Source organism: Pseudomonas sp. KD5 (genome assembly GCF_012932895.1).
In the GTDB taxonomy this organism is placed as follows: Bacteria; Pseudomonadota; Gammaproteobacteria; order Pseudomonadales; family Pseudomonadaceae; genus Aquipseudomonas.
In genome coordinates, this window is record NZ_JDWJ01000011.1 from 213,210 (window position 1) to 230,980 (window position 17,771).

A 17,771-nucleotide genomic window follows, 5' to 3' on the forward strand; every position below is an offset into this window, starting at 1 on the left:
CCTGTTCAGACGGCGGCAATAATTGGGTCATGTTTGAATCGACACCACAGTGGTGGCAGATCCTCCGGGAGCGGGCGGTATTCACCGATCTCGGACCAGCCTCCAGGGCCATGAAAATCACTGCCGGCGCTGACCAGCAGACCAAACTCACGGGCAAGAATCGCCAGGCTGCCCACTTGCTCGGCGGGCTGATGGCCATTGACCACTTCAATCGCGTGGCCCCCGGCTTGAATATAGTCAGAAATCAGGCGGCGACGCTTGCTACGAGTGAAATCGTAGTGCCAAGGGTGCGCCAGGCTAACCCAGGCACCCGCGGCGCGCAGGGTCTCGACGGTGTCTTCGAGGGTCGGCCAGTGCAGCTTGACGTCTCCCAGCTTGCCGGCGCCCAGCCATTTGCGGAACGCTTCGGCGCGATCCTTGACGAAACCTTCGCGCACCATCCAGTCGGCGAAGTGCGGACGGGCCGGCGCGTTGCCGCTGTCGCCCAGTTCCTGCTGAATGGCGCGGGCGCCGTCAAGCGCCCCCGGCATACCTTTTAACGCCAACTTGCGGCTTATTTCTTCGGACCGTAGCCAGCGGCCATCGTGCAATTTGGCGATGGCCTCGACCAATGGCGCGGCATTGACGTCGAAACCGTAGCCCAGCACATGAATGGTCGCCCCGCCCCAGGTGCAGGACAATTCGACGCCGTTGACCAGTTGCATCCCCAGCGCCGTCGCGGCGCTACGGGCCTCGTCGAGGCCTTCAAGGGTGTCGTGATCAGTCAAGGCCAGGACTCGCACGCCTTTCTCGAACGCACGCGCAACCAGTGCCGCAGGCGCCAGGGCGCCATCGGAGGCCGTGCTATGGCAGTGCAAATCAACATTCACAGGACTATGTAACCTCAAATCAGCTGACGCTATCGCGCGTCAATATGTTTGTTATTATGCCGCCACATCCTGCTTCTGGCTGCCACTGTGAAACAATTCATCGACTTCATCCCGCTTCTGCTGTTTTTCATCGTCTTCAAAATCGACCCGCGGGTCGTCGACATTGGCGGTCATCAACTGTCTGTCGGTGGTATTTACAGCGCCACCGCGATGCTGATCATCAGCTCCCTGGTGGTCTACGGCACGCTGTACATCAAGCAGCGCAAGCTGGAGAAGAGCCAGTGGCTGACCCTCATTGCCTGCCTGGTCTTCGGCAGCCTGACCCTGGCGTTCCACAGCGAAACCTTCCTGAAATGGAAAGCCCCGGTGGTCAACTGGCTGTTCGCCCTCGCGTTCATCGGCAGCCATTTCGTCGGTGACCAACTGCTGATCAAACGCATCATGGGCCACGCGCTGACTCTGCCGGAGCCGGTCTGGACCCGTCTGAACATCGCCTGGATCGGTTTTTTCCTGTTTTGCGGTGCCGCCAACCTGTTCGTCGCGTTCACCTTCCAGAGCTACTGGGTAGACTTCAAGGTCTTCGGCAGCCTGGGCATGACTTTGCTGTTCCTGGTCGGCCAGGGCATCTACCTGTCCCGCCACCTGCACGACGCCGACACCACAACGCCAAAAACCGAGGACTGACATGCTTTACGCAATCATTGCCACAGACGTCGCCAACTCCCTGGAAGCCCGACTGGCCGCACGGCCTGCGCACCTTGAGCGTCTGCAAGTGCTCAAGGGCGAAGGCCGTATCGTATTGGCCGGTCCACACCCGGCGGTCGACAGCAATGATCCGGGCGCAGCCGGTTTTACTGGCAGCCTGATCGTCGCCGAATTCGAGTCCCTGAGCGCCGCCAAGGCCTGGGCCGACGCCGATCCGTACGTTGCCGCAGGCGTCTACGCCAATGTTCTGGTCAAGCCGTTCAAGCAAGTCCTGCCGTAAAGTTCTCGCGTGCGGTGAGTCTCATCGATTCATCGCACGTTCAATCGCTCATTATTCTCGTTTACCGGCCGACAACCTGCCCAATACTCGTATTGGAATCAGGAGTTGCGATGCGCAAAGGTCCGTTGTGTCTGATGTTGGTGACGTTGTCGATCATGGCGCCCGCCCATGCTGAAGAAAGCGCCAATGGCGGTAATTCGACGCCGCTGTCCTTGAGCGCCGGTAGCCAGATCACCGAGTTGCAGCAGCGCTTGAAAGAAAGCGAGCAGCAACGAGAAACACTGAGCAAACAATTGCAAACCACCGATGGTGAACGCGAAAGCGCCCAGCTGAGCCGGTTGCGCCAGGAGAATCAGCGCCTGAAGCTGCAACTCAAGGAAGCCCTGGCCAGCCCACTACCGCGCCTGCTGACCGATCAGCAGCAGTGGTTCGTCATTGGGGCGGCAGTAGCGCTATTGGCCCTGCTCTGCGGTATCTTCGCCAGTGGTGCCACCAGAAAACGTAGGCAATGGCTAAATTGAGTGAGTCATGAGCGAGCTGTTACTAATTGATGATGACCAGGAGCTGTGTGAGCTCCTGAGCAGTTGGCTGAACCAGGAAGGCTTTCAGGTTCGCGCCTGCCACGATGGCCAGAGCGCCCGTCGCGCGTTGGCCGAAACGTCTCCAGCGGCCGTGGTGCTGGACGTGATGCTGCCGGACGGCAGCGGCCTGGAACTGCTCAAGCAACTGCGCAGCGACCATCCGGATTTGCCGGTGCTGATGCTGTCGGCCCGTGGCGAGCCGCTGGACCGCATCCTCGGCCTGGAACTGGGCGCCGACGATTACCTGGCCAAGCCCTGCGACCCACGGGAACTGACCGCCCGCCTGCGCGCGGTGTTGCGCCGCAGTCATCCGACGGCGGTCTCCAGCCAGCTCGAGCTGGGCGACCTGTGCTTCAGCCCGGTGCGCGGGGTGGTCAGCATCGATGAACAGGAATTCACCCTCACCGTTTCCGAAAGCCGACTGCTCGAAGCCCTGCTCAAGCAGCCCGGCGAACCGCTGGATAAACAGGAACTGGCGCAAATCGCCCTCGGTCGCAAACTGACCCTGTACGACCGCAGCCTGGACATGCACGTCAGCAACCTGCGCAAAAAAATCGGCCCACACCCCGACGGCCGCCCACGCATCGTGGCCCTGCGCAGCCGCGGTTACTACTACAGCCTCTGACACCCATCGGGTCTGCGTTCGACTCTTGTAGCAGCTGTCGAGCCCCAGCGAGGCTGCGTTCGGCTGCGAAGCAGTCGTGATCCGCCTGACGCGGTGTATCTGGAAGAACGTGCAAACAGGTTTTACGACTGCTGCGCAGTCGAACGCAGCCTCGCTGGGGCTCGACAGCTGCTACGAAGGCCAGATTTCATCTGACAGAAATCGGCGAAGTGTCGGAATTGTCAGGAAGACAGAAAACCGTCTTTACCCAAGCTTTACGCTCCGCTGACCGCCGTTGACCTTGATCTGCGTAATCTGCACACATCCGGAACGTACCGGGAACGAGACAAGGAGATACACCATGCGCAAGACTCTTATCGCTCTGATGTTTGCTGCCGCCCTGCCGACCGTTGCCATGGCCATGCCTGAAGGCACAGGCCCGATGGGTGATCACATGGACGGCTCACGCCACGGCGGTCAGATGCACGGCATGCACGGTAAAGGCCCTTACAGCCAACTGGACCTGAGCCGCGAACAGCGCGAGCAGATCCGCAAAATCATGGGCGAGCAGATGCACGAGCGTCAGCAACTGGTCGACAAATACCTGGAAAAACTCTCGCCAGCCGACCAGAAAGCCCTGAAAGACGAGATGGAGGCCAAGCACAAGAAAGCCGAAGCCGACGTTCGCGCCCTGCTGAAACCGGATCAACAGAAGCAATTCGACGAGATCCAGAAGAAACAAGCTGAGCGTCGCGCCGAATGGGCCGAGTTCAAGGCCTGGAAAGCGCAGCAAGCGCAAAAAGCGCAATAATGTTCTAGGTTCACGATCCAGCCCAACGGTTAATCGCCGTTGGGCTTTCTTTGTTCGAGGATTTTCTGTGCGCTCATTGTTCTGGCGTATCCTGGCCAGCTTCTGGCTGGCCATCGCTCTGGTTGCAGGGCTTTCCATTTTGCTGGGACACATGCTCAACCAGGACGCGTGGATTCTCAGTCGCCACCCGGGCCTCAATACCCTGGCCGAACAGTGGACGCAAACTTACGAAAGCCAGGGCGAAGAAGCCGCCCAGGACATCCTGGAGCAGCGCAAGCGCCAATATCACATCGACGTTCAGGTGCTCAACGAGGCAGGAGACCCGGTGGTACGCGGCACCTTCCCTCGGCGTGCAGCCGCCTTCGAAGCACGGCAGCAAAACGATGATCGGCGCCTGCCGTGGCGACGCCTGACCGATGAATACACCAGCACCAAGACGGGCGACACCTACCTGCTGATCTATCGCATTCCCCACCCGGAACTGGACGCCTGGCACCGTGAAAGCCTGCTCTGGCCGTTGAGCGCGCTGGGTATCGCCCTGGTGGTACTGACCCTGTTCAGCCTGCTGGTGACCTTCTCCATCACCCGACCGCTGAGCCGTTTACGTGGCGCAGTGCATGAGTTGGGGCAGACGACGTATCAGCAAAACAGCCTGGCGCAACTGGCTAACCGCCGCGATGAATTCGGTGTGCTGGCCAACGACTTCAATCGCATGGGCGCGCGCCTGCAAAGCCTGATCGGCAGTCAGCGGCAATTGCTGCGTGATGTGTCCCACGAGTTGCGTTCGCCCTTGGCCCGACTGCGCATTGCGCTTGCACTGGCCGAGCGGGCCAATCCCCAGGAGCGGGAAAAGCTCTGGCCGCGCCTGACCCGTGAATGTGATCGACTGGAAGCACTGATCAGCGAAATCCTGGTGTTGGCGCGGGTCGATGCCGACAACGCCAGTGCCGAAGAAGTGGATCTCAATGCACTGCTCAATACCCTGCAAAAGGATGCTCAGCTAAGTTCGCCGGAGCAGAACGTGCGCCTTGAGGCCGAGCCTCAACTGAACCTCAGAGGCTGGCCGACCATGATCGAGCGCGCCGTGGACAACCTGCTGCGCAATGCCCAGCGCTTTAACCCGGTCGGGCAACCGATCGAAATGCAGGCGTCGCGTCAGGGCGACAGGATTGTGGTCAGCGTGCGCGATCACGGCCCTGGCGTAGAGGCCGAACATTTGAATCAGCTGGGTGAACCGTTCTATCGGGCACCGGGGCAGACAACGGCCGGGCATGGCTTGGGGCTGGCCATCGCACGTCGTGCGGCGGAACGGCATGGCGGCAGTCTGGTGCTGGCCAATCATCCTGAGGGTGGGTTTATTGCCAGTCTGGAATTGCCGTTGGTGCCGGGGGCGGTGGTGCAGCCGTAAATCGGGGGTGATGCAAAAAGATCGCAGCCTCGTTTCACTCGACAGCTCCTACAAGTGCAACGAAGCTGCGATCTTTTGATATTCAGGCCTTACCGGGCCAGGCGCTGACAAACTCGGCCAGATCAACCTTCTCCGCCACACGCGGTTCTTTCTGCGGCGTACCGAGATAAAGGAACGCAATCACCTCTTCCCCTTCGGCCAAACCCAACCCCTTGGCTACATGCGGCGAATAGGCCAGCTCACCAGTGCGCCATACGGCGCCAATGCCTTGCGCGTAAGCGGCCAGCAAAATCCCGTGAGCCGCGCAGCCTGCCGCCAACAATTGTTCGGATTTCGGGTATTTGACGTGATCCTGCAAACGCGCAATCACCACAACCACCAGCGGTGCACGCAGCGGGCCGTTACGGGCCTTGTCCAGCGCGGCTTCTGACACCTCGCTGTCTTGCAGCTTCGCCGCTTCGGCCAGCAACTCGCCCATTTGCTCGCGCGCCGCGCCTTCGACTGTCAGGAAGCGCCAAGGCTGCAAGTGGCCGTGGTCTGGCGCGCGCATCGCGGCGGCAAACAGCACTTCGCGTTGCTCGGCAGTGGGCGCCGGATCAAGCAGTCGTGGAACGGAAACACGGTTGAGCAAAGCGTCGAGAGCCTGCATCGGCCACCTCCTGGAAAAAATGTCTGGCTATTCTAGCTGCATCTGCCACAGGGCTGTCGGTTTACATGCCCTGCCCCGCAGGTAGAATGGCGCCCTTCCCTACTTCAGCCCGAGCGGACTTCATGGCGTTGCCGACCTTACGGATCATTGGTTTCATCATCGGCATCTTCCTGATCACGCTGGCCATTTCCATGGCCGTGCCCATGGCTACCCTGGTGATCTTCGAGCGCACCAGCGACCTGCCGTCGTTCCTCTGGGCCAGCATGATTACCTTTGTCGCCGGCCTGGCCCTGGTGATTCCGGGGCGCCCCGAACACATCCATCTGCGCCCGCGAGACATGTACCTGCTGACCGTCAGCAGCTGGCTGGTGGTGTGCATCTTCGCCGCCCTGCCGTTCCTGCTGACCCAGAACATCAGCTACACCGACTCATTCTTCGAAAGCATGTCCGGCATCACCGCCACCGGCTCGACGGTGCTCACGGGCCTGGACACCATGTCCCCCGGCATCCTGATATGGCGCTCCTTGCTGCACTGGATCGGCGGGATCGGCTTTATCGGCATGGCGGTCGCGATTCTGCCATTGCTGCGCATCGGTGGCATGCGGCTGTTTCAGACCGAGTCGTCAGACCGTTCCGAAAAGGTCATGCCCCGTTCACACATGGTGGCGCGTTTGATCGTTGCGACCTACGTCGGCATCACCATTTTCGGCAGCCTGGCGTTCTGGTGGGCCGGGATGAGCCCGTTTGATGCGATCAACCACGCGATGTCAGCGATTTCCACCGGCGGGTTTTCCACCTCCGACCAGTCTTTGGCCAAATGGCCGGAGCCTGCGGTGCATTGGGTCGCGATCGTCATCATGATTCTCGGCGCCTTGCCGTTCACCTTGTATGTCGCCACGTTACGCGGTAACCGTCGGGCGCTGATCAAGGATGAACAGGTACAAGGCTTGCTCGGCATGTTGTTGGTGACCTGGCTGGTGCTCGGCACCTGGTACTGGTGGACCACCCAGTTGCACTGGCTGGATGCCTTGCGGCATGTGGCGCTGAACGTCACGTCGGTGGTGACGACGACAGGTTTTGCACTCGGGGACTACAGCCTCTGGGGCAACTTCTCGCTGATGCTGTTCTTTTACCTGGGGTTTGTTGGCGGCTGCTCGGGTTCGACCGCTGGCGGGATCAAGATTTTCCGCTTCCAGGTGGCCTACATTCTGCTCAAGGCCAACCTTAACCAGTTGATTCACCCGCGCGCGGTGATCAAGCAGAAGTACAACGGCCACCGTCTCGACGAAGAAATCGTACGTTCGATCCTGACCTTTTCGTTCTTTTTCGCCATCACCATTTGCGTGATCGCTCTACTGCTGTCGCTGCTCGGCGTGGATTGGATGACCGCCCTTACCGGTGCGGCCAGCACAGTGTCCGGCGTCGGCCCGGGGTTGGGCGAAACCATTGGCCCGGCGGGTAACTTCGCCAGCCTGCCGGATGCCGCGAAGTGGATTCTCTCGTTCGGCATGCTGCTGGGTCGGCTGGAGATCATCACGGTGTTTGTTCTGTGTATCCCTGCGTTCTGGCGTCACTGACCGGCTTGAGCGCTTCCGTCAGCCGCGCCCGGTATTCGCCGGGGGTGGTGTCGAACCAGCGTCGGAAGGCGCGGAAGAAGTTGCTCGGATCGGCAAACCCCAGCAGGTAGGCAATTTCCAGCAGCGTCATGCTCGGTCGCGCCAGGTATTGCTCGGCCAGTTCACGCCGCGTGTCATCCAGCAACGACTGAAAACTCGTGCCCTCTTCCTGCAAGCGTCGCTGCAAGGTGCGTTGCGACAGGTGCAGCGCCTGCGCTACTGCATCGCGCTTGGGTTCGCCCTGGGGCAGCAAGCGGCACAACACCTGCCGCGCATTGTGGGTCACGCGGCTCTCGGAAAACCGCGCCAGGTATTCACCGGCAAAGCGGTCGTGCAGCAGCGCCATGGCCTCGTTGGCGGTGGGCAACGGCGCCTCCAGGTCGGCGCGTTCGAAGATCAAGGCGTCATAGGGCGCGTTGAACATCATCGGCGCGTGGAAGGCTTGCTTATACGGTTCGAGATCGACGGGTTGATCGCCCTGCAGCAGCACTTTGCGCGGATGCAGCATGCGCCCGGTCAACCAGCCACAAAACGCCAGGGCACAGGCCAACGATGCTTCAGCGCTTTGTCGGGTCGGCGGCAAGTGGTCGCCATGCACCGTCAGGATCAGCGCATACCCCTCATCCAGCACACGTAAACTCAGGTCGGCACTTTCGGCAATGATTCGCTGATAACGCACCAGACGTTGAAAGCCTTCGGCCAGGGTTCGACTGGACATCAAGGCATAACCGGCAACGTGCAGGGACGCCGGTCGCACCACCTTGCCCATGTTCAGGCCGATCGCCGGGTTGCCGGACAACTCGACCGCGCGCTGCCAGAGCCGCGTCATGGAATCTTGCGGGAAGCGCGCATCCGGATCATCCAGTGCCGCATAGTCGAGCCCTAGCTGCTTGAACAAAACCCGGCAATCCAGGCCGTCCATTTCCAGTGCTTTGACAATCCCCATCGCCCAGCTTGCAGAAGTCGTTCGTTCGCTCATGGCGTTTACTACGTGATGGCCGCATGCCACGACCCAATGCCCAAGGATACTAAAGTGGCGCCTATTGTCACTGGCTGATGCCTATGATCACTCTAGACTTAAATAGGCTACCCGCAGCGCAACTTGTTGCCTGCACACACACCACAGAGATCGCAGTCGTGGAAAACATCAAACGTTTCAACAGCTTCGCTGCGTTTTACCCGTATTACCTCAGCGAACACCGCAATAGCACTTGCCGACGACTGCACTTTGTCGGCACCACGCTGGTTATTGTCATTCTGGCGCTGACCATCGCCAAAGGCGCGTGGTGGCTGTTGCTGGCCCTGCCGCTGGCCGGTTACAGCTTCGCCTGGGTCGGGCATTTCTTCTTCGAGAAGAATCGTCCTGCAACCTTTCAGCATCCTTTTTACAGCCTGCTCGGCGATTTCGTCATGTACCGCGACATGATTGTAGGTCGTGTGCCGTTCTAGGCTCCTTTGGCCACAAAAGCGTCCTGTGCAGCCAGTGCAGCGCTCTGGATCCAAGCCCTACACTCCAAACATCCCTTTCGATAAGAACAAGAGGATAGCCGATGAATGCCCGCGCCCGTTTTACCCACATGCAGGACGGCACGCAGGAAGACTGGGCGATCATCGCCACAGACTTCAGCGCCTATGCCCGGCAATTGCCTACAAGGATCGTGGCGCATTTGAAGTTACTGGAAGGTGATTTCGGCGGATTCCCGGTGGATCGCCTGACCCACTCGCTGCAAACCGCCAGCCGCGCCTGGCGCGATGGCCGCGACGAAGAGTACGTGGTCTGCGCTTTGCTCCATGACATCGGCGACACACTGGGGTCCTACAACCACCCGGACATCGCCGCGGCGATCCTCAAGCCGTTCGTCAGTGCCGAGAACCTGTGGATGGTGGAGAAACACGGGATTTTCCAGGGCTATTACTTCTTCCATCACCTGGGCATGGACCGGCATTTGCGCGAGCAATTCAGCGTTCATCCGCAGTATCAGGCGACCATCGAATTTTGCGCCCGGTACGACGCGGCGGCGTTTGACCCGGCATACGACACGCTGCCGCTGAGCTTTTTCGAACCGATGATGGAGCGGTTGTTTACGCAGCCGAAGCATTCGATCTACAAGGCGGCGATGGAAGAACAAGCGCCGGCCTGACCCCACACTGTGGCGAGGGGGCTTGCCCCCGTTGGGTCGCGAAGCGGCCCCAAAACCATTATCCCTAGATCGTGTGTGTAGGTTTTACGACTGCTGCGCAGCCGAACGGGGGCAAGCCCCCTCACCACAAAGGCTAAACCTCCGGTTTAAGCTGGTTCTGCGATTTTAATTGCCTTCAACTCCGCCTCCCGCGCTTGGGCATCGGCCAACCGGTACAACTCGATCGAGCCGTCCCAATGCTCGATCAGCGCCGTGCACGACTCCACCCAATCCCCGCAATTGAGGTAGTCCACCTCGCCAACCTTGCGAATTTCGGCATGGTGGATATGTCCGCACACCACGCCATGCAACTCGCGTTTGACGCATTCGTGGGCAATGGCTTCCTCAAAATCGCTGATGAAACTGACGGCGGTCTTGACCTTGTGCTTGAGGTACGCCGACAACGACCAATAGCCGTAGCCATAACGGGCCCGCCAATGGTTGAGCCAACGGTTGAGGGTCAGGGTAAATTCATAGGCCGAGTCGCCGAGGAAAGCCAGCCAGCGGTGGTAGCGAGTAATCACATCGAACTGATCGCCGTGAATCACCAGCAAATGACGACCATCGGCGGTCACGTGCACGGCTTCGTCCACCAGCTGGATATTGCCCAGCATCAGTTTCGAATAACGGCGCAGGAATTCGTCATGGTTGCCGGTGACGTAGATCACTTCTGTGCCGCGCTTGCTCATGGTCAACAGGCGACGAATCACGTTGGTGTGCGCCTGGGGCCAATACATGCCGCTACGCAGCTTCCAGCCGTCGATGATGTCACCGACCAGGTAAATCCTGTCGGCATGGTAGCCCTTGAGAAACTGCGACAGGTGTTCAGCCTGGCAGTCCCGTGTGCCCAAATGCACGTCGGAAATCCATAAGGTCCGCACACGTTGCTTACGGCTGGGTTTGGCGAGCTCGGCGCTGGTCATGGGCAACCCTCTGGACAAGTTTTGGCAAGCTTGCGCCGGTCGGGTTAATTGCCCATGACAATCGCAAGTCAGTCCTGTGACATCACGCGAAAGCAAGCCCCCGGTGTAGACTGGCGGCTTCACTCATCAATATCGCCACGAGACCTGCGATGAGACCGATCCTCACCCTGCGCCAATACACCCACGACCTGATCGTCCACAGCCACGACCACGCGCAACTGGTATTCGGGCTGTCGGGCGCACTGGATTTCGAGGTCGAGGGGCTTGGCAGTCAGGTGGTTCAGCAGAGTTTCGTGGTGGTGCCGTCCGGGGCGCATCATGCCTGCGACAGCGCCCATGGCAGTCGTTGCCTGGTGCTGGATGTGCCGAGCGATCAGTGGGTGTCTCAGTCAATGGGGGACCACACCGAGGCCAGCCGTCGCTTGCTCGACAATGCCGGGCGCCTGTCGCTGGACGCCGGGCAAAGCCAATTGGTGAGCTGGCTGGCGGGCAGCCCGATCAGCGATCCGCTGATCGCCCAGCAAGGCGCGGTGTTGCTGCTGGCCAGCCTCAACAACGCCAAACCCGACACGGTCGGCGGTCGGCGTCTACCGTATGCGGCGCTCAACGCTCACATCGATCAATACGCGGCCTATCCACTGCAAGTCGCCGACCTGGCGCGCATCGCCGGCCTGTCCAGCGCTCGCTTGCATGCGCGGTTCGTGGCGGAATGCGGGCAAACGCCGATGGACTACATCCGCAGTCGCCGGCTGCACATCGCCGTGCGCTTGTTGCGCGATTCGGCGCTGCCCATTGGCGAGATCGCGTGTCGGGTCGGCTACAGCTCCCAGAGCGCATTCGCCGCAGCAGTGCTGCGTGAGTTCGGCGCCTCACCCGGTAAATTGCGCCGCGAGGCTGGCGACAAATGACGCGAGTCTGGCGACAGACACCCGCAAGCACATCGTTCATTGTGTAGGAGTTGCCGAAGGCTGCTCCTACACAGGTCGACGGTGTCGTCGGCCAGATTCGATACGTTACTCAAGGACTGCAATGACTCCCCGTACCGCCCTTGGCGCTCTGCATATCGGTGCACTGATGTTCGGCCTGACCGGCGTGTTCGGCAAACTCGCCGCCGCCTCGCCGGCGATCATCGTGTTCGGTCGTGCCGCGTTTGCCGTCCTCGCCCTGGCGTTTTTCGCCCGGTTCGCCAGTAATACCCGTTGGCAGACACTCGACGCCGTGGACTGGCGCCGCCTGTTGCTCAGCGGCTTGCTGCTGACCGGGCACTGGGTGAGTTTCTTCATTGCGGTGAAGGTGGCCGGGGTGGCGATCGCGACCCTGGGCTTTGCCAGTTTCCCGGCGTTTACCGTGATCCTCGAAGGGCTGATTTTCCGCGAGCGCATCCGCGCCAATGAAATTCTGCTGGTGGTACTGGTCAGCATCGGTTTGGTACTGGTCACACCGGACTTCGATCTGGCCAGCGGCGCCACCACCGGCCTGTTGTGGGCAGTGGCCTCCGGCTTGCTGTTCTCCCTGCTGTCCCTGACCAACCGCGCCAGCTCCGGGCGAATCCCGCCGGTGCAGGCGGCGCTGTGTCAGAACGTAGTGGTTGCGATCTGCCTGCTGCCGGTGGCGATGCCGCAGTTGAGCGAGGTACGCGCCATCGACTGGCTGTGGATTGGCCTGCTCGGGGTGTTCTGCACCGGTGTCGCTCACAGTCTGTTCGTCGCCAGCCTGGCGGTGATCAAGGCCCGGACCGCGTCAGTGGTGTTCGCAATGGAGCCAGTTTATGGCATCACCATGGCTTGGCTGTTGTTCGATGAAAACCCGACGCTACGCATGCTGATCGGCGGCGCGTTGATCATCGTGGCCATCGTGGTCTCCAGCCGGTTGTCCGGCGGTTCAAGCCACAAGACCGTTGCCGCGCAAGCGCCGTCTCACTGAGTGCGGTCGTTGTGGCCCAGGTCGCGGTCCGGATCGATCTGATCGCGGACCCGCTGCTTAAGCACCTTGGCCTCGGGGAAACCGCCGTCGGCCTTGCGTTCCCAGAGCTGCACATCGTCGCAGAAAATGTGGAATACCCCACCAGTGCCGGGCACCAGGGATACTTTGCCCAGGTCGTCGCCGAAGGTGCTGAGCAGTTCCTGGGCCAGCCAGGCGGCGCGCAACAGCCATTGGCATTGCGTGCAGTAGGTGATGACGATTTCCGGTTTACGTGCGGTCATGATTGGCAAAACTCCTCTGCCTGAGGGAGCCGCCATAATAACCGCAAAGGCTGCGACCTTTTGATCTTCAGCGAATACCCGCCAACAGCGTTCGGGCTGTCTCCTTCAGCGGTTCGTCGCCTTCCTTGAGCAACTCGTTGAGCAGCTCGATGGCGCTGTCCAGATCACCGTCGTCGATGCAGGTCTGGGCCTGTTCGAGTTTGCCCGCGCTGCTCGGCTCGGCCGGTTCAAGATCGATCAATTCAGCAGTCAGCGGTTCAAGCTCCAGCGATTGGCCGGGATCGCTGAATTCGTTGAGAAAGGTCTCGTCCAGAGATTGCGAGTCAGGTTCGGCGACCCATTCAAGCTCGGGCTCATCCAGCGTCGGCTCGTCGGGTATTTCGAAGACATCGGGCAACACATGCAGATTCGAAGTGAACCCCGGCTCGTCTGCCGGTGATGACTCATTCGACGGTTTGGCACTGGGCGGAGAGTTGTCGAAGGGGCTGATCAGGTCCCAGTTCGCATCCATCGACAGGTCGTCGAGGTTCAACTGGAACTCATCGCTCGGTGCCACTGGAATTGCAGGCGTGGACGGAGCCACTGCCACCGCGGTGGCCACCGGCACGGCATCGATCAGTTTCGGATGGCGGTTGCGGATGTCCTGAAGTTGCTGTGTGTCAAACCCGGCGTCACGCAGGCTACTTTCCTGCGCGTCATACGCTTGCACGTCACCCTGCTTACCAAGAACCTCCAGCAGCTGCACGGCCAGGTCGATGCGTTGGGGCTCCTTGACCAACGCCTCTCGCAACAATCCGGCTGCCTCGGACAAACGGCCATAGGCGAGGTAGATACTAACCCCCTCCAGCACGTCGCCTGCGGCAGTCTCATCAGACGAGCCACCTAGCGGTTGCGCCTGGGTGGCTGACTTGGCCGGATCTGCTGTGCGGTTGAGCACCGATTCATGACGTGACGGCTGCACGGGTAGCGGCTCGGGCAAGGCCTGAACCTGCTGTCGTTGACGGCGAATGAACACTGCGAGCGACACCAGGGCCACCAACGACAGCAACCCGATGATCAGCGGCCAATGGGATGCTTCGGACGTCTCGACAACCACCGGAACCGGCGCCGGCACCTCGGGTGCGGCAGGCGCCGCCGACGCCTGTTTGACTTCCGTCAGTTGGGTTTGCAGCTCAGTCACCTGTTTTTTCTGAACAGAGATCTGCTCGTCCTGCGCCTGCAGCTTCGCATTGAGTTCATCGATGGTCTTTTGCAACTGCTGGTTTTGCAGCACGCTAGTGGCCAGTTGTTCGGCAACAGGATCACTCGCCGGCGTGGCGGCTGATTTATCGACATCAGGCTTGGGTGCCGAACTATTACTATTCACCGCAGGTGGCGGTGCAACAGCCGGTTCAACAGACGGGAACGCGGAATCCTGAGGGCTCGGCGCGGGGTCGTCGTTGACGGGAACGATCCCAGGTGAACCCGGCGGATCGATCAGCACGGTGTACTCGCGCAGCAAACGCCCGTTGGGCTGATTGAGCTGCACCAGAAAATTCAGAAAGGGTTCCTTGACCGGTTTACTGGACGTCACCCGGATCAGGTTGCGGTTGCCCCGCAGGATCGGCGTGAACTTCAGGTTATTGAGGAAGAACACCCGCTCGACACCGGCGCGGCTGAATTCTTCCGCCGTCGCCAGGCTGACCGACAGCTCGCCCTCCTCCAGCCCCCCAACGTCCAGCAGGGCGATATCGGCGCTGAATGGCTGATTCAACGCCGAATGCTGGGTGATCTCACCCAAGCCTAGCGCAGGGGCCAATGCCGAGTAAGTGACGGCACTACCGACCAGCAGCAGCCGGGTGCAACACCGCAATACAACGTGCCAACTCTCGAGCATGAGCATCCCTTAGATAACCAGAACCAACCTGTATGCATTCGCACATCCGGTACGAACACGATATTGCCTAGTAGTTCTTTATAGTCTGCCCAACGGGGTATCTCAAAAGTCCGACGCGTGGTTGTGCCTCAAGATTTTTCCAGGTTGCCCAGGATGTGCGCGTGGACACGCATGCAGACCTTCAAATCCGCCTCATCAACGCCTTCGAACAATTCGTGGCGCAGTTGTGTGGCAATGGTTTCAATTTGTTCGATCAAGGGCCGGGCCGGGGCACAGAGGACGATTTTTTTCGCCCGACGGTCTTCCAGCACCGATTGGCGTTGCACCAGGCCCTGACTTTCCAGGCTATCGAGCAGCCGAGCCAGGGTAGGCCCTTCGACGCCGACGCTTTGCGCCAGTTCACGTTGGGTGGGAGCATCATCGAAACGCGCCAGGTGCAGCAGCACCAGCCAGCGCGCCTGGGACAGGCCCAGGCCAGCCAGTCGGCGGTCCAGTTCGGCACGCCAGCCGCGAGACATCTGGGCCAGTTGCATGCCAAAGCGGTGTTGATCGGTTAACGGCATAAAACACTCATGGTTAGACTGAAATAGAGAAAAACTAATTATTAGTCAGCTAAGCATGACCTTTGGCTATAGGCAAGGTTTGCTCTGTACTGAATCGTTACATCTGCGCGACAGGTCATTCAAATTTCGAATTCCGACTGCAGCGCGGCACGTACGCAATACAAAACGCCTTCCGGCACCCGCCCTGCGAACAACGCGGCGATCTCCGCCACCGGCGGCAACTCGCCTTCGCCGTCGAGGAAAGCGTCCTGAACTTCGCCCATCAACTCTTCGGGCAGGTCCAGCGCCTGTTCCAGTGACAGCTGCTGCTTGCCGATGGCCTCGGCGAGCATCGTGTAGACATTCTTTTCCGAGCATTGCAGCTGACCGGCGATCTGCAGCGGTGTCATGCCGGCCCGGGCCAGCGTGATCAGCTCGTGGCGCACATCGGCCACCACTTTCGGTGCCTCGACCTGACCGCCGAGCACTTCGAGGAAAGCCTCGCCGTAACGTTCCAGTTTGCGCGCGCCGACACCGCTGACCGTGGCCATTTCCGCCAGCGAGGTTGGCTGGCTGCGGAGCATTTCCAGCAGCGTCGAATCGGGGAAGATGACATACGGCGGCACGCCATGTTCTTCGGCCAGTTTGCGGCGCAAGGCACGCAGCGCTTCCCACTGTTCGCGCTCCTCGAAGCGGACCAGTTGGCTCGCCTGGCTCTTGCTGCTTTTGGCGGTGGTTTGCGGCTTGAGGTCGCGGCGCAGTTCCAGGGTCACTTCGCCCTTGAGCAGCGGCCGGCAGGTATCGCTCAGGCGCAGCCCGCCGTAGCCTTCGAGGTCGATGTCCGCCAGACCGCGAGCAACAAGTTGTCGGAACAAGGAGCGCCATTCACTTTCACCCAGCGCTTTGCCTACGCCGTATACCGACAAATGCTGATGGCCAAAACTGCGGACCTTTTCGTTGTCCTTGCCCAGCAACACGTCCACCAGATGGCCGACGCCATAGCGCTGACCGGTGCGGTAGATCGCCGACAGCGCCTGGCGGGCCGGCTCGGTGGCGTCCCAGGTCTGCACACCGTCGACACAGTTGTCGCAGTGGCCGCAGGGCTCGGGCATGTCTTCGTCGAAGTACGCCAGCAGGGTCTGGCGGCGGCAGCGGGTTTCTTCACAGAGCGAGAGCATGGCGTCGAGCTTGTGCTGCTCCAGACGCTTGTGGCGCTCGTCGCCTTCGGAGTTCTGCAACATCTGCTTGAGCATCACCACGTCTTGCAGGCCGTACGCCATCCAGGCATCCGCTGGCAGACCGTCACGGCCGCCGCGACCGGTTTCCTGATAGTAGGCCTCGAGGGATTTGGGCAAATCGAGGTGAGCCACAAAACGCACGTTGGGCTTGTCGATGCCCATGCCGAACGCCACGGTGGCGACCATGATCAGGCCTTCCTCGTTGAGGAAGCGCTTCTGGTGATGCGCCCGGGTTTCGTTGGCCAGACCGGCGTGGTACGGCAGCGCCGGGAAGCCTTGTTCACTGAGGAACACCGCCACTTCGTCGACCTTTTTGCGCGACAGGCAGTAAACGATGCCGGCATCGCTGCGCCGTTCGGCGAGGAACGCCAGCAACTGCTTGCGCGGCTGTTCCTTGGGCACAATGCGATAAAAAATGTTGGGACGGTCGAAACTCGACAGGAAACGCTCGGCATCCTGCAAATGCAGGCGATCGACGATTTCTTCCCGGGTACGCTTGTCGGCGGTGGCGGTCAGGGCAATGCGCGGGACGTTGGGGAACAATTCCGCCAACTGGCCCAGTTGCAGGTATTCGCGACGGAAGTCGTGGCCCCACTGGGACACGCAATGCGCTTCGTCGATGGCGAACAGGGCGATTTCGAGGCTTTGCAGGAAGGCCAGCATCCGTGGCTGCACCAGGCGTTCAGGCGCGAGATAGAGCATTTTCACCTCGCCGCGCTTGATCCGTGCAGCAAGATCACGCTGCTGCTCGGCGCTGAGGGTGGAGTTCAACGACGCCGCGGCGACGCCCAGCTCTTCGAGGGTGGCGACCTGATCGTCCATCAGCGCGATCAGCGGCGACACCACCACCGCCAGGCCTTCGCGCAGCAGCGCCGGCACCTGGAAGCACAAGGACTTGCCGCCCCCGGTAGGCATCAGCACCAGGGCGTCGCCGCCACTGGCCACGCGCTCAATGATTGCACCCTGACGGCCACGGAAACTGTCGTAGCCGAAGATGTCCTTGAGGACGCGTTGAGCCTGTTCGAGCATAAAAACTCCAAAAATCACCGAAACATCCCTGCAAGGCTGGTTCAGAACCACGAAAGCTGCACAAACAAATCGTAAGTGCGCATTGCATGACGCTGCATATTTCAGCCGTGACGCCAGCAGGGCATCACAAAACGCGCGAGTATACCCGAGCCCTCCCTTGCAAAGGGCGCCGCTGATAAGACGCACACAAGCCAACCGCGGGAGCAAATATGCCGCGCGGCTGGCCTGAGCGCTCAAGAAGGCCTAGAATTCCCGC

19 protein-coding genes are annotated in these 17,771 nt (G+C 60.5%); 11 read left to right on the plus strand and 8 right to left on the minus strand.

The features are described from left to right. Positions 1-5 precede the first annotated feature (5 nt). A complete protein-coding gene (locus tag AF70_RS23710; protein ID WP_018929935.1) occupies positions 6-869 on the minus strand; it encodes a PHP domain-containing protein in 864 nt (287 codons plus the stop codon). 87 nt (positions 870-956) lie between these two features. Here AF70_RS23710 and AF70_RS23715 point away from each other — a divergent pair, with 87 nt between their 5' ends. From AF70_RS23715 to AF70_RS23740, 6 genes are all read left to right on the plus strand, one after another. Beyond that, the gene (locus tag AF70_RS23715) at positions 957-1,553 is read left to right on the plus strand and encodes a septation protein A (RefSeq protein WP_007938527.1); all 597 of its coding nucleotides are present in this window, start codon (positions 957-959) and stop codon (positions 1,551-1,553) included. A gap of 1 nt (position 1,554) precedes the next feature. After that, on the plus strand, positions 1,555-1,854 hold the full coding sequence (locus tag AF70_RS23720; RefSeq protein WP_019579534.1) for a YciI family protein: 300 nt from the start codon (positions 1,555-1,557) through the stop codon (positions 1,852-1,854). Positions 1,855-1,964: 110 nt separating this feature from the next. Further along, a complete protein-coding gene (locus AF70_RS23725) occupies positions 1,965-2,375 on the plus strand; it encodes a hypothetical protein (protein ID WP_028939966.1) in 411 nt (136 codons plus the stop codon). Positions 2,376-2,382: 7 nt separating this feature from the next. Next, on the plus strand, positions 2,383-3,060 hold the full coding sequence (locus tag AF70_RS23730) for a response regulator transcription factor (RefSeq protein WP_018929932.1): 678 nt from the start codon (positions 2,383-2,385) through the stop codon (positions 3,058-3,060). Between the two features lie 340 nt (positions 3,061-3,400). Next, positions 3,401-3,850 carry an LTXXQ domain-containing protein gene (locus AF70_RS23735; RefSeq protein WP_019579533.1) on the plus strand — a complete coding sequence of 150 codons (450 nt, stop codon included), beginning with the start codon at positions 3,401-3,403 and terminating at the stop codon, positions 3,848-3,850. Between the two features lie 67 nt (positions 3,851-3,917). Continuing rightward, positions 3,918-5,258, plus strand: a complete 1,341-nt coding sequence (locus tag AF70_RS23740) for a cell wall metabolism sensor histidine kinase WalK (RefSeq protein ID WP_028939965.1) — start codon at positions 3,918-3,920, stop codon at positions 5,256-5,258. Positions 5,259-5,340: 82 nt separating this feature from the next. Here AF70_RS23740 and AF70_RS23745 read toward each other — a convergent pair whose 3' ends face one another. Continuing rightward, positions 5,341-5,907 (minus strand): NAD(P)H nitroreductase, encoded by a 567-nt coding sequence (locus AF70_RS23745; protein WP_019579531.1) that lies wholly within the window; start codon positions 5,905-5,907, stop codon positions 5,341-5,343. 122 nt (positions 5,908-6,029) lie between these two features. Between AF70_RS23745 and AF70_RS23750 the strand changes: the two genes are divergently transcribed. Then, positions 6,030-7,484, plus strand: a complete 1,455-nt coding sequence (locus AF70_RS23750) for a TrkH family potassium uptake protein (protein WP_018929928.1) — start codon at positions 6,030-6,032, stop codon at positions 7,482-7,484. Here AF70_RS23750 and AF70_RS23755 read toward each other — a convergent pair. After that, positions 7,441-8,502 (minus strand): AraC family transcriptional regulator, encoded by a 1,062-nt coding sequence (locus tag AF70_RS23755; protein ID WP_204125149.1) that lies wholly within the window; start codon positions 8,500-8,502, stop codon positions 7,441-7,443. The two genes, AF70_RS23750 and AF70_RS23755, sit on opposite strands and share 44 nt — an antisense overlap. Before the next feature lie 158 nt (positions 8,503-8,660). Here AF70_RS23755 and AF70_RS23760 point away from each other — a divergent pair, with 158 nt between their 5' ends. Further along, positions 8,661-8,972, plus strand: a complete 312-nt coding sequence (locus AF70_RS23760) for an Mpo1-like protein (RefSeq protein WP_019579529.1) — start codon at positions 8,661-8,663, stop codon at positions 8,970-8,972. Between the two features lie 101 nt (positions 8,973-9,073). Then, a complete protein-coding gene (locus AF70_RS23765; protein ID WP_028939963.1) occupies positions 9,074-9,664 on the plus strand; it encodes an HD domain-containing protein in 591 nt (196 codons plus the stop codon). A gap of 146 nt (positions 9,665-9,810) precedes the next feature. Here AF70_RS23765 and AF70_RS23770 read toward each other — a convergent pair whose 3' ends face one another. Next, positions 9,811-10,626 (minus strand): UDP-2,3-diacylglucosamine diphosphatase, encoded by an 816-nt coding sequence (locus AF70_RS23770; protein WP_019579527.1) that lies wholly within the window; start codon positions 10,624-10,626, stop codon positions 9,811-9,813. Positions 10,627-10,775: 149 nt separating this feature from the next. On the opposite strand from AF70_RS23770, the gene AF70_RS23775 reads away from it, so the two are divergent. Then, positions 10,776-11,534, plus strand: a complete 759-nt coding sequence (locus tag AF70_RS23775) for an AraC family transcriptional regulator (RefSeq protein ID WP_028939962.1) — start codon at positions 10,776-10,778, stop codon at positions 11,532-11,534. A gap of 121 nt (positions 11,535-11,655) precedes the next feature. Beyond that, positions 11,656-12,549: a DMT family transporter gene (locus AF70_RS23780; RefSeq protein WP_019579525.1), complete on the plus strand. Its 894-nt coding sequence runs from the start codon at positions 11,656-11,658 to the stop codon at positions 12,547-12,549. Here the strand turns inward: AF70_RS23780 and AF70_RS23785 are convergent. The 4 genes from AF70_RS23785 to recQ all read right to left on the minus strand — a co-directional run bounded on the left by AF70_RS23785 (position 12,543) and on the right by recQ (position 17,515). After that, a complete protein-coding gene (locus tag AF70_RS23785; RefSeq protein ID WP_007895010.1) occupies positions 12,543-12,830 on the minus strand; it encodes a SelT/SelW/SelH family protein in 288 nt (95 codons plus the stop codon). The genes AF70_RS23780 and AF70_RS23785 overlap by 7 nt on opposite strands. Positions 12,831-12,897: 67 nt before the next feature. Beyond that, positions 12,898-14,706: a FimV/HubP family polar landmark protein gene (locus AF70_RS23790; RefSeq protein ID WP_028939961.1), complete on the minus strand. Its 1,809-nt coding sequence runs from the start codon at positions 14,704-14,706 to the stop codon at positions 12,898-12,900. Positions 14,707-14,834: 128 nt separating this feature from the next. Next, on the minus strand, positions 14,835-15,269 hold the full coding sequence (locus tag AF70_RS23795; RefSeq protein ID WP_018929920.1) for a MarR family transcriptional regulator: 435 nt from the start codon (positions 15,267-15,269) through the stop codon (positions 14,835-14,837). A 119-nt stretch (positions 15,270-15,388) separates the two neighbouring features. Beyond that, on the minus strand, positions 15,389-17,515 hold the full coding sequence (gene recQ, locus AF70_RS23800) for a DNA helicase RecQ (protein ID WP_028939960.1): 2,127 nt from the start codon (positions 17,513-17,515) through the stop codon (positions 15,389-15,391). Positions 17,516-17,771: the final 256 nt, after the last annotated feature.

What these genes read in the sequence shown, in the direction of transcription:
- AF70_RS23785 (WP_007895010.1), bottom strand. Translation starts at nt 12,830, where the DNA reads ATGACCGCACGTAAACCGGAAATCGTCATCACCTACTGCACGCAATGC.
- AF70_RS23745 (WP_019579531.1), bottom strand. Translation starts at nt 5,907, where the DNA reads ATGCAGGCTCTCGACGCTTTGCTCAACCGTGTTTCCGTTCCACGACTG.
- AF70_RS23750 (WP_018929928.1), top strand. Translation starts at nt 6,030, where the DNA reads ATGGCGTTGCCGACCTTACGGATCATTGGTTTCATCATCGGCATCTTC.
- AF70_RS23720 (WP_019579534.1), top strand. Translation starts at nt 1,555, where the DNA reads ATGCTTTACGCAATCATTGCCACAGACGTCGCCAACTCCCTGGAAGCC.
- AF70_RS23780 (WP_019579525.1), top strand. Translation starts at nt 11,656, where the DNA reads ATGACTCCCCGTACCGCCCTTGGCGCTCTGCATATCGGTGCACTGATG.
- recQ (WP_028939960.1), bottom strand. Translation starts at nt 17,515, where the DNA reads ATGCTCGAACAGGCTCAACGCGTCCTCAAGGACATCTTCGGCTACGAC.
- AF70_RS23725 (WP_028939966.1), top strand. Translation starts at nt 1,965, where the DNA reads ATGCGCAAAGGTCCGTTGTGTCTGATGTTGGTGACGTTGTCGATCATG.
- AF70_RS23755 (WP_204125149.1), bottom strand. Translation starts at nt 8,502, where the DNA reads ATGAGCGAACGAACGACTTCTGCAAGCTGGGCGATGGGGATTGTCAAA.
- AF70_RS23790 (WP_028939961.1), bottom strand. Translation starts at nt 14,706, where the DNA reads ATGCTCGAGAGTTGGCACGTTGTATTGCGGTGTTGCACCCGGCTGCTG.
- AF70_RS23765 (WP_028939963.1), top strand. Translation starts at nt 9,074, where the DNA reads ATGAATGCCCGCGCCCGTTTTACCCACATGCAGGACGGCACGCAGGAA.
- AF70_RS23775 (WP_028939962.1), top strand. Translation starts at nt 10,776, where the DNA reads ATGAGACCGATCCTCACCCTGCGCCAATACACCCACGACCTGATCGTC.
- AF70_RS23730 (WP_018929932.1), top strand. Translation starts at nt 2,383, where the DNA reads ATGAGCGAGCTGTTACTAATTGATGATGACCAGGAGCTGTGTGAGCTC.
- AF70_RS23735 (WP_019579533.1), top strand. Translation starts at nt 3,401, where the DNA reads ATGCGCAAGACTCTTATCGCTCTGATGTTTGCTGCCGCCCTGCCGACC.
- AF70_RS23795 (WP_018929920.1), bottom strand. Translation starts at nt 15,269, where the DNA reads ATGCCGTTAACCGATCAACACCGCTTTGGCATGCAACTGGCCCAGATG.
- AF70_RS23770 (WP_019579527.1), bottom strand. Translation starts at nt 10,626, where the DNA reads ATGACCAGCGCCGAGCTCGCCAAACCCAGCCGTAAGCAACGTGTGCGG.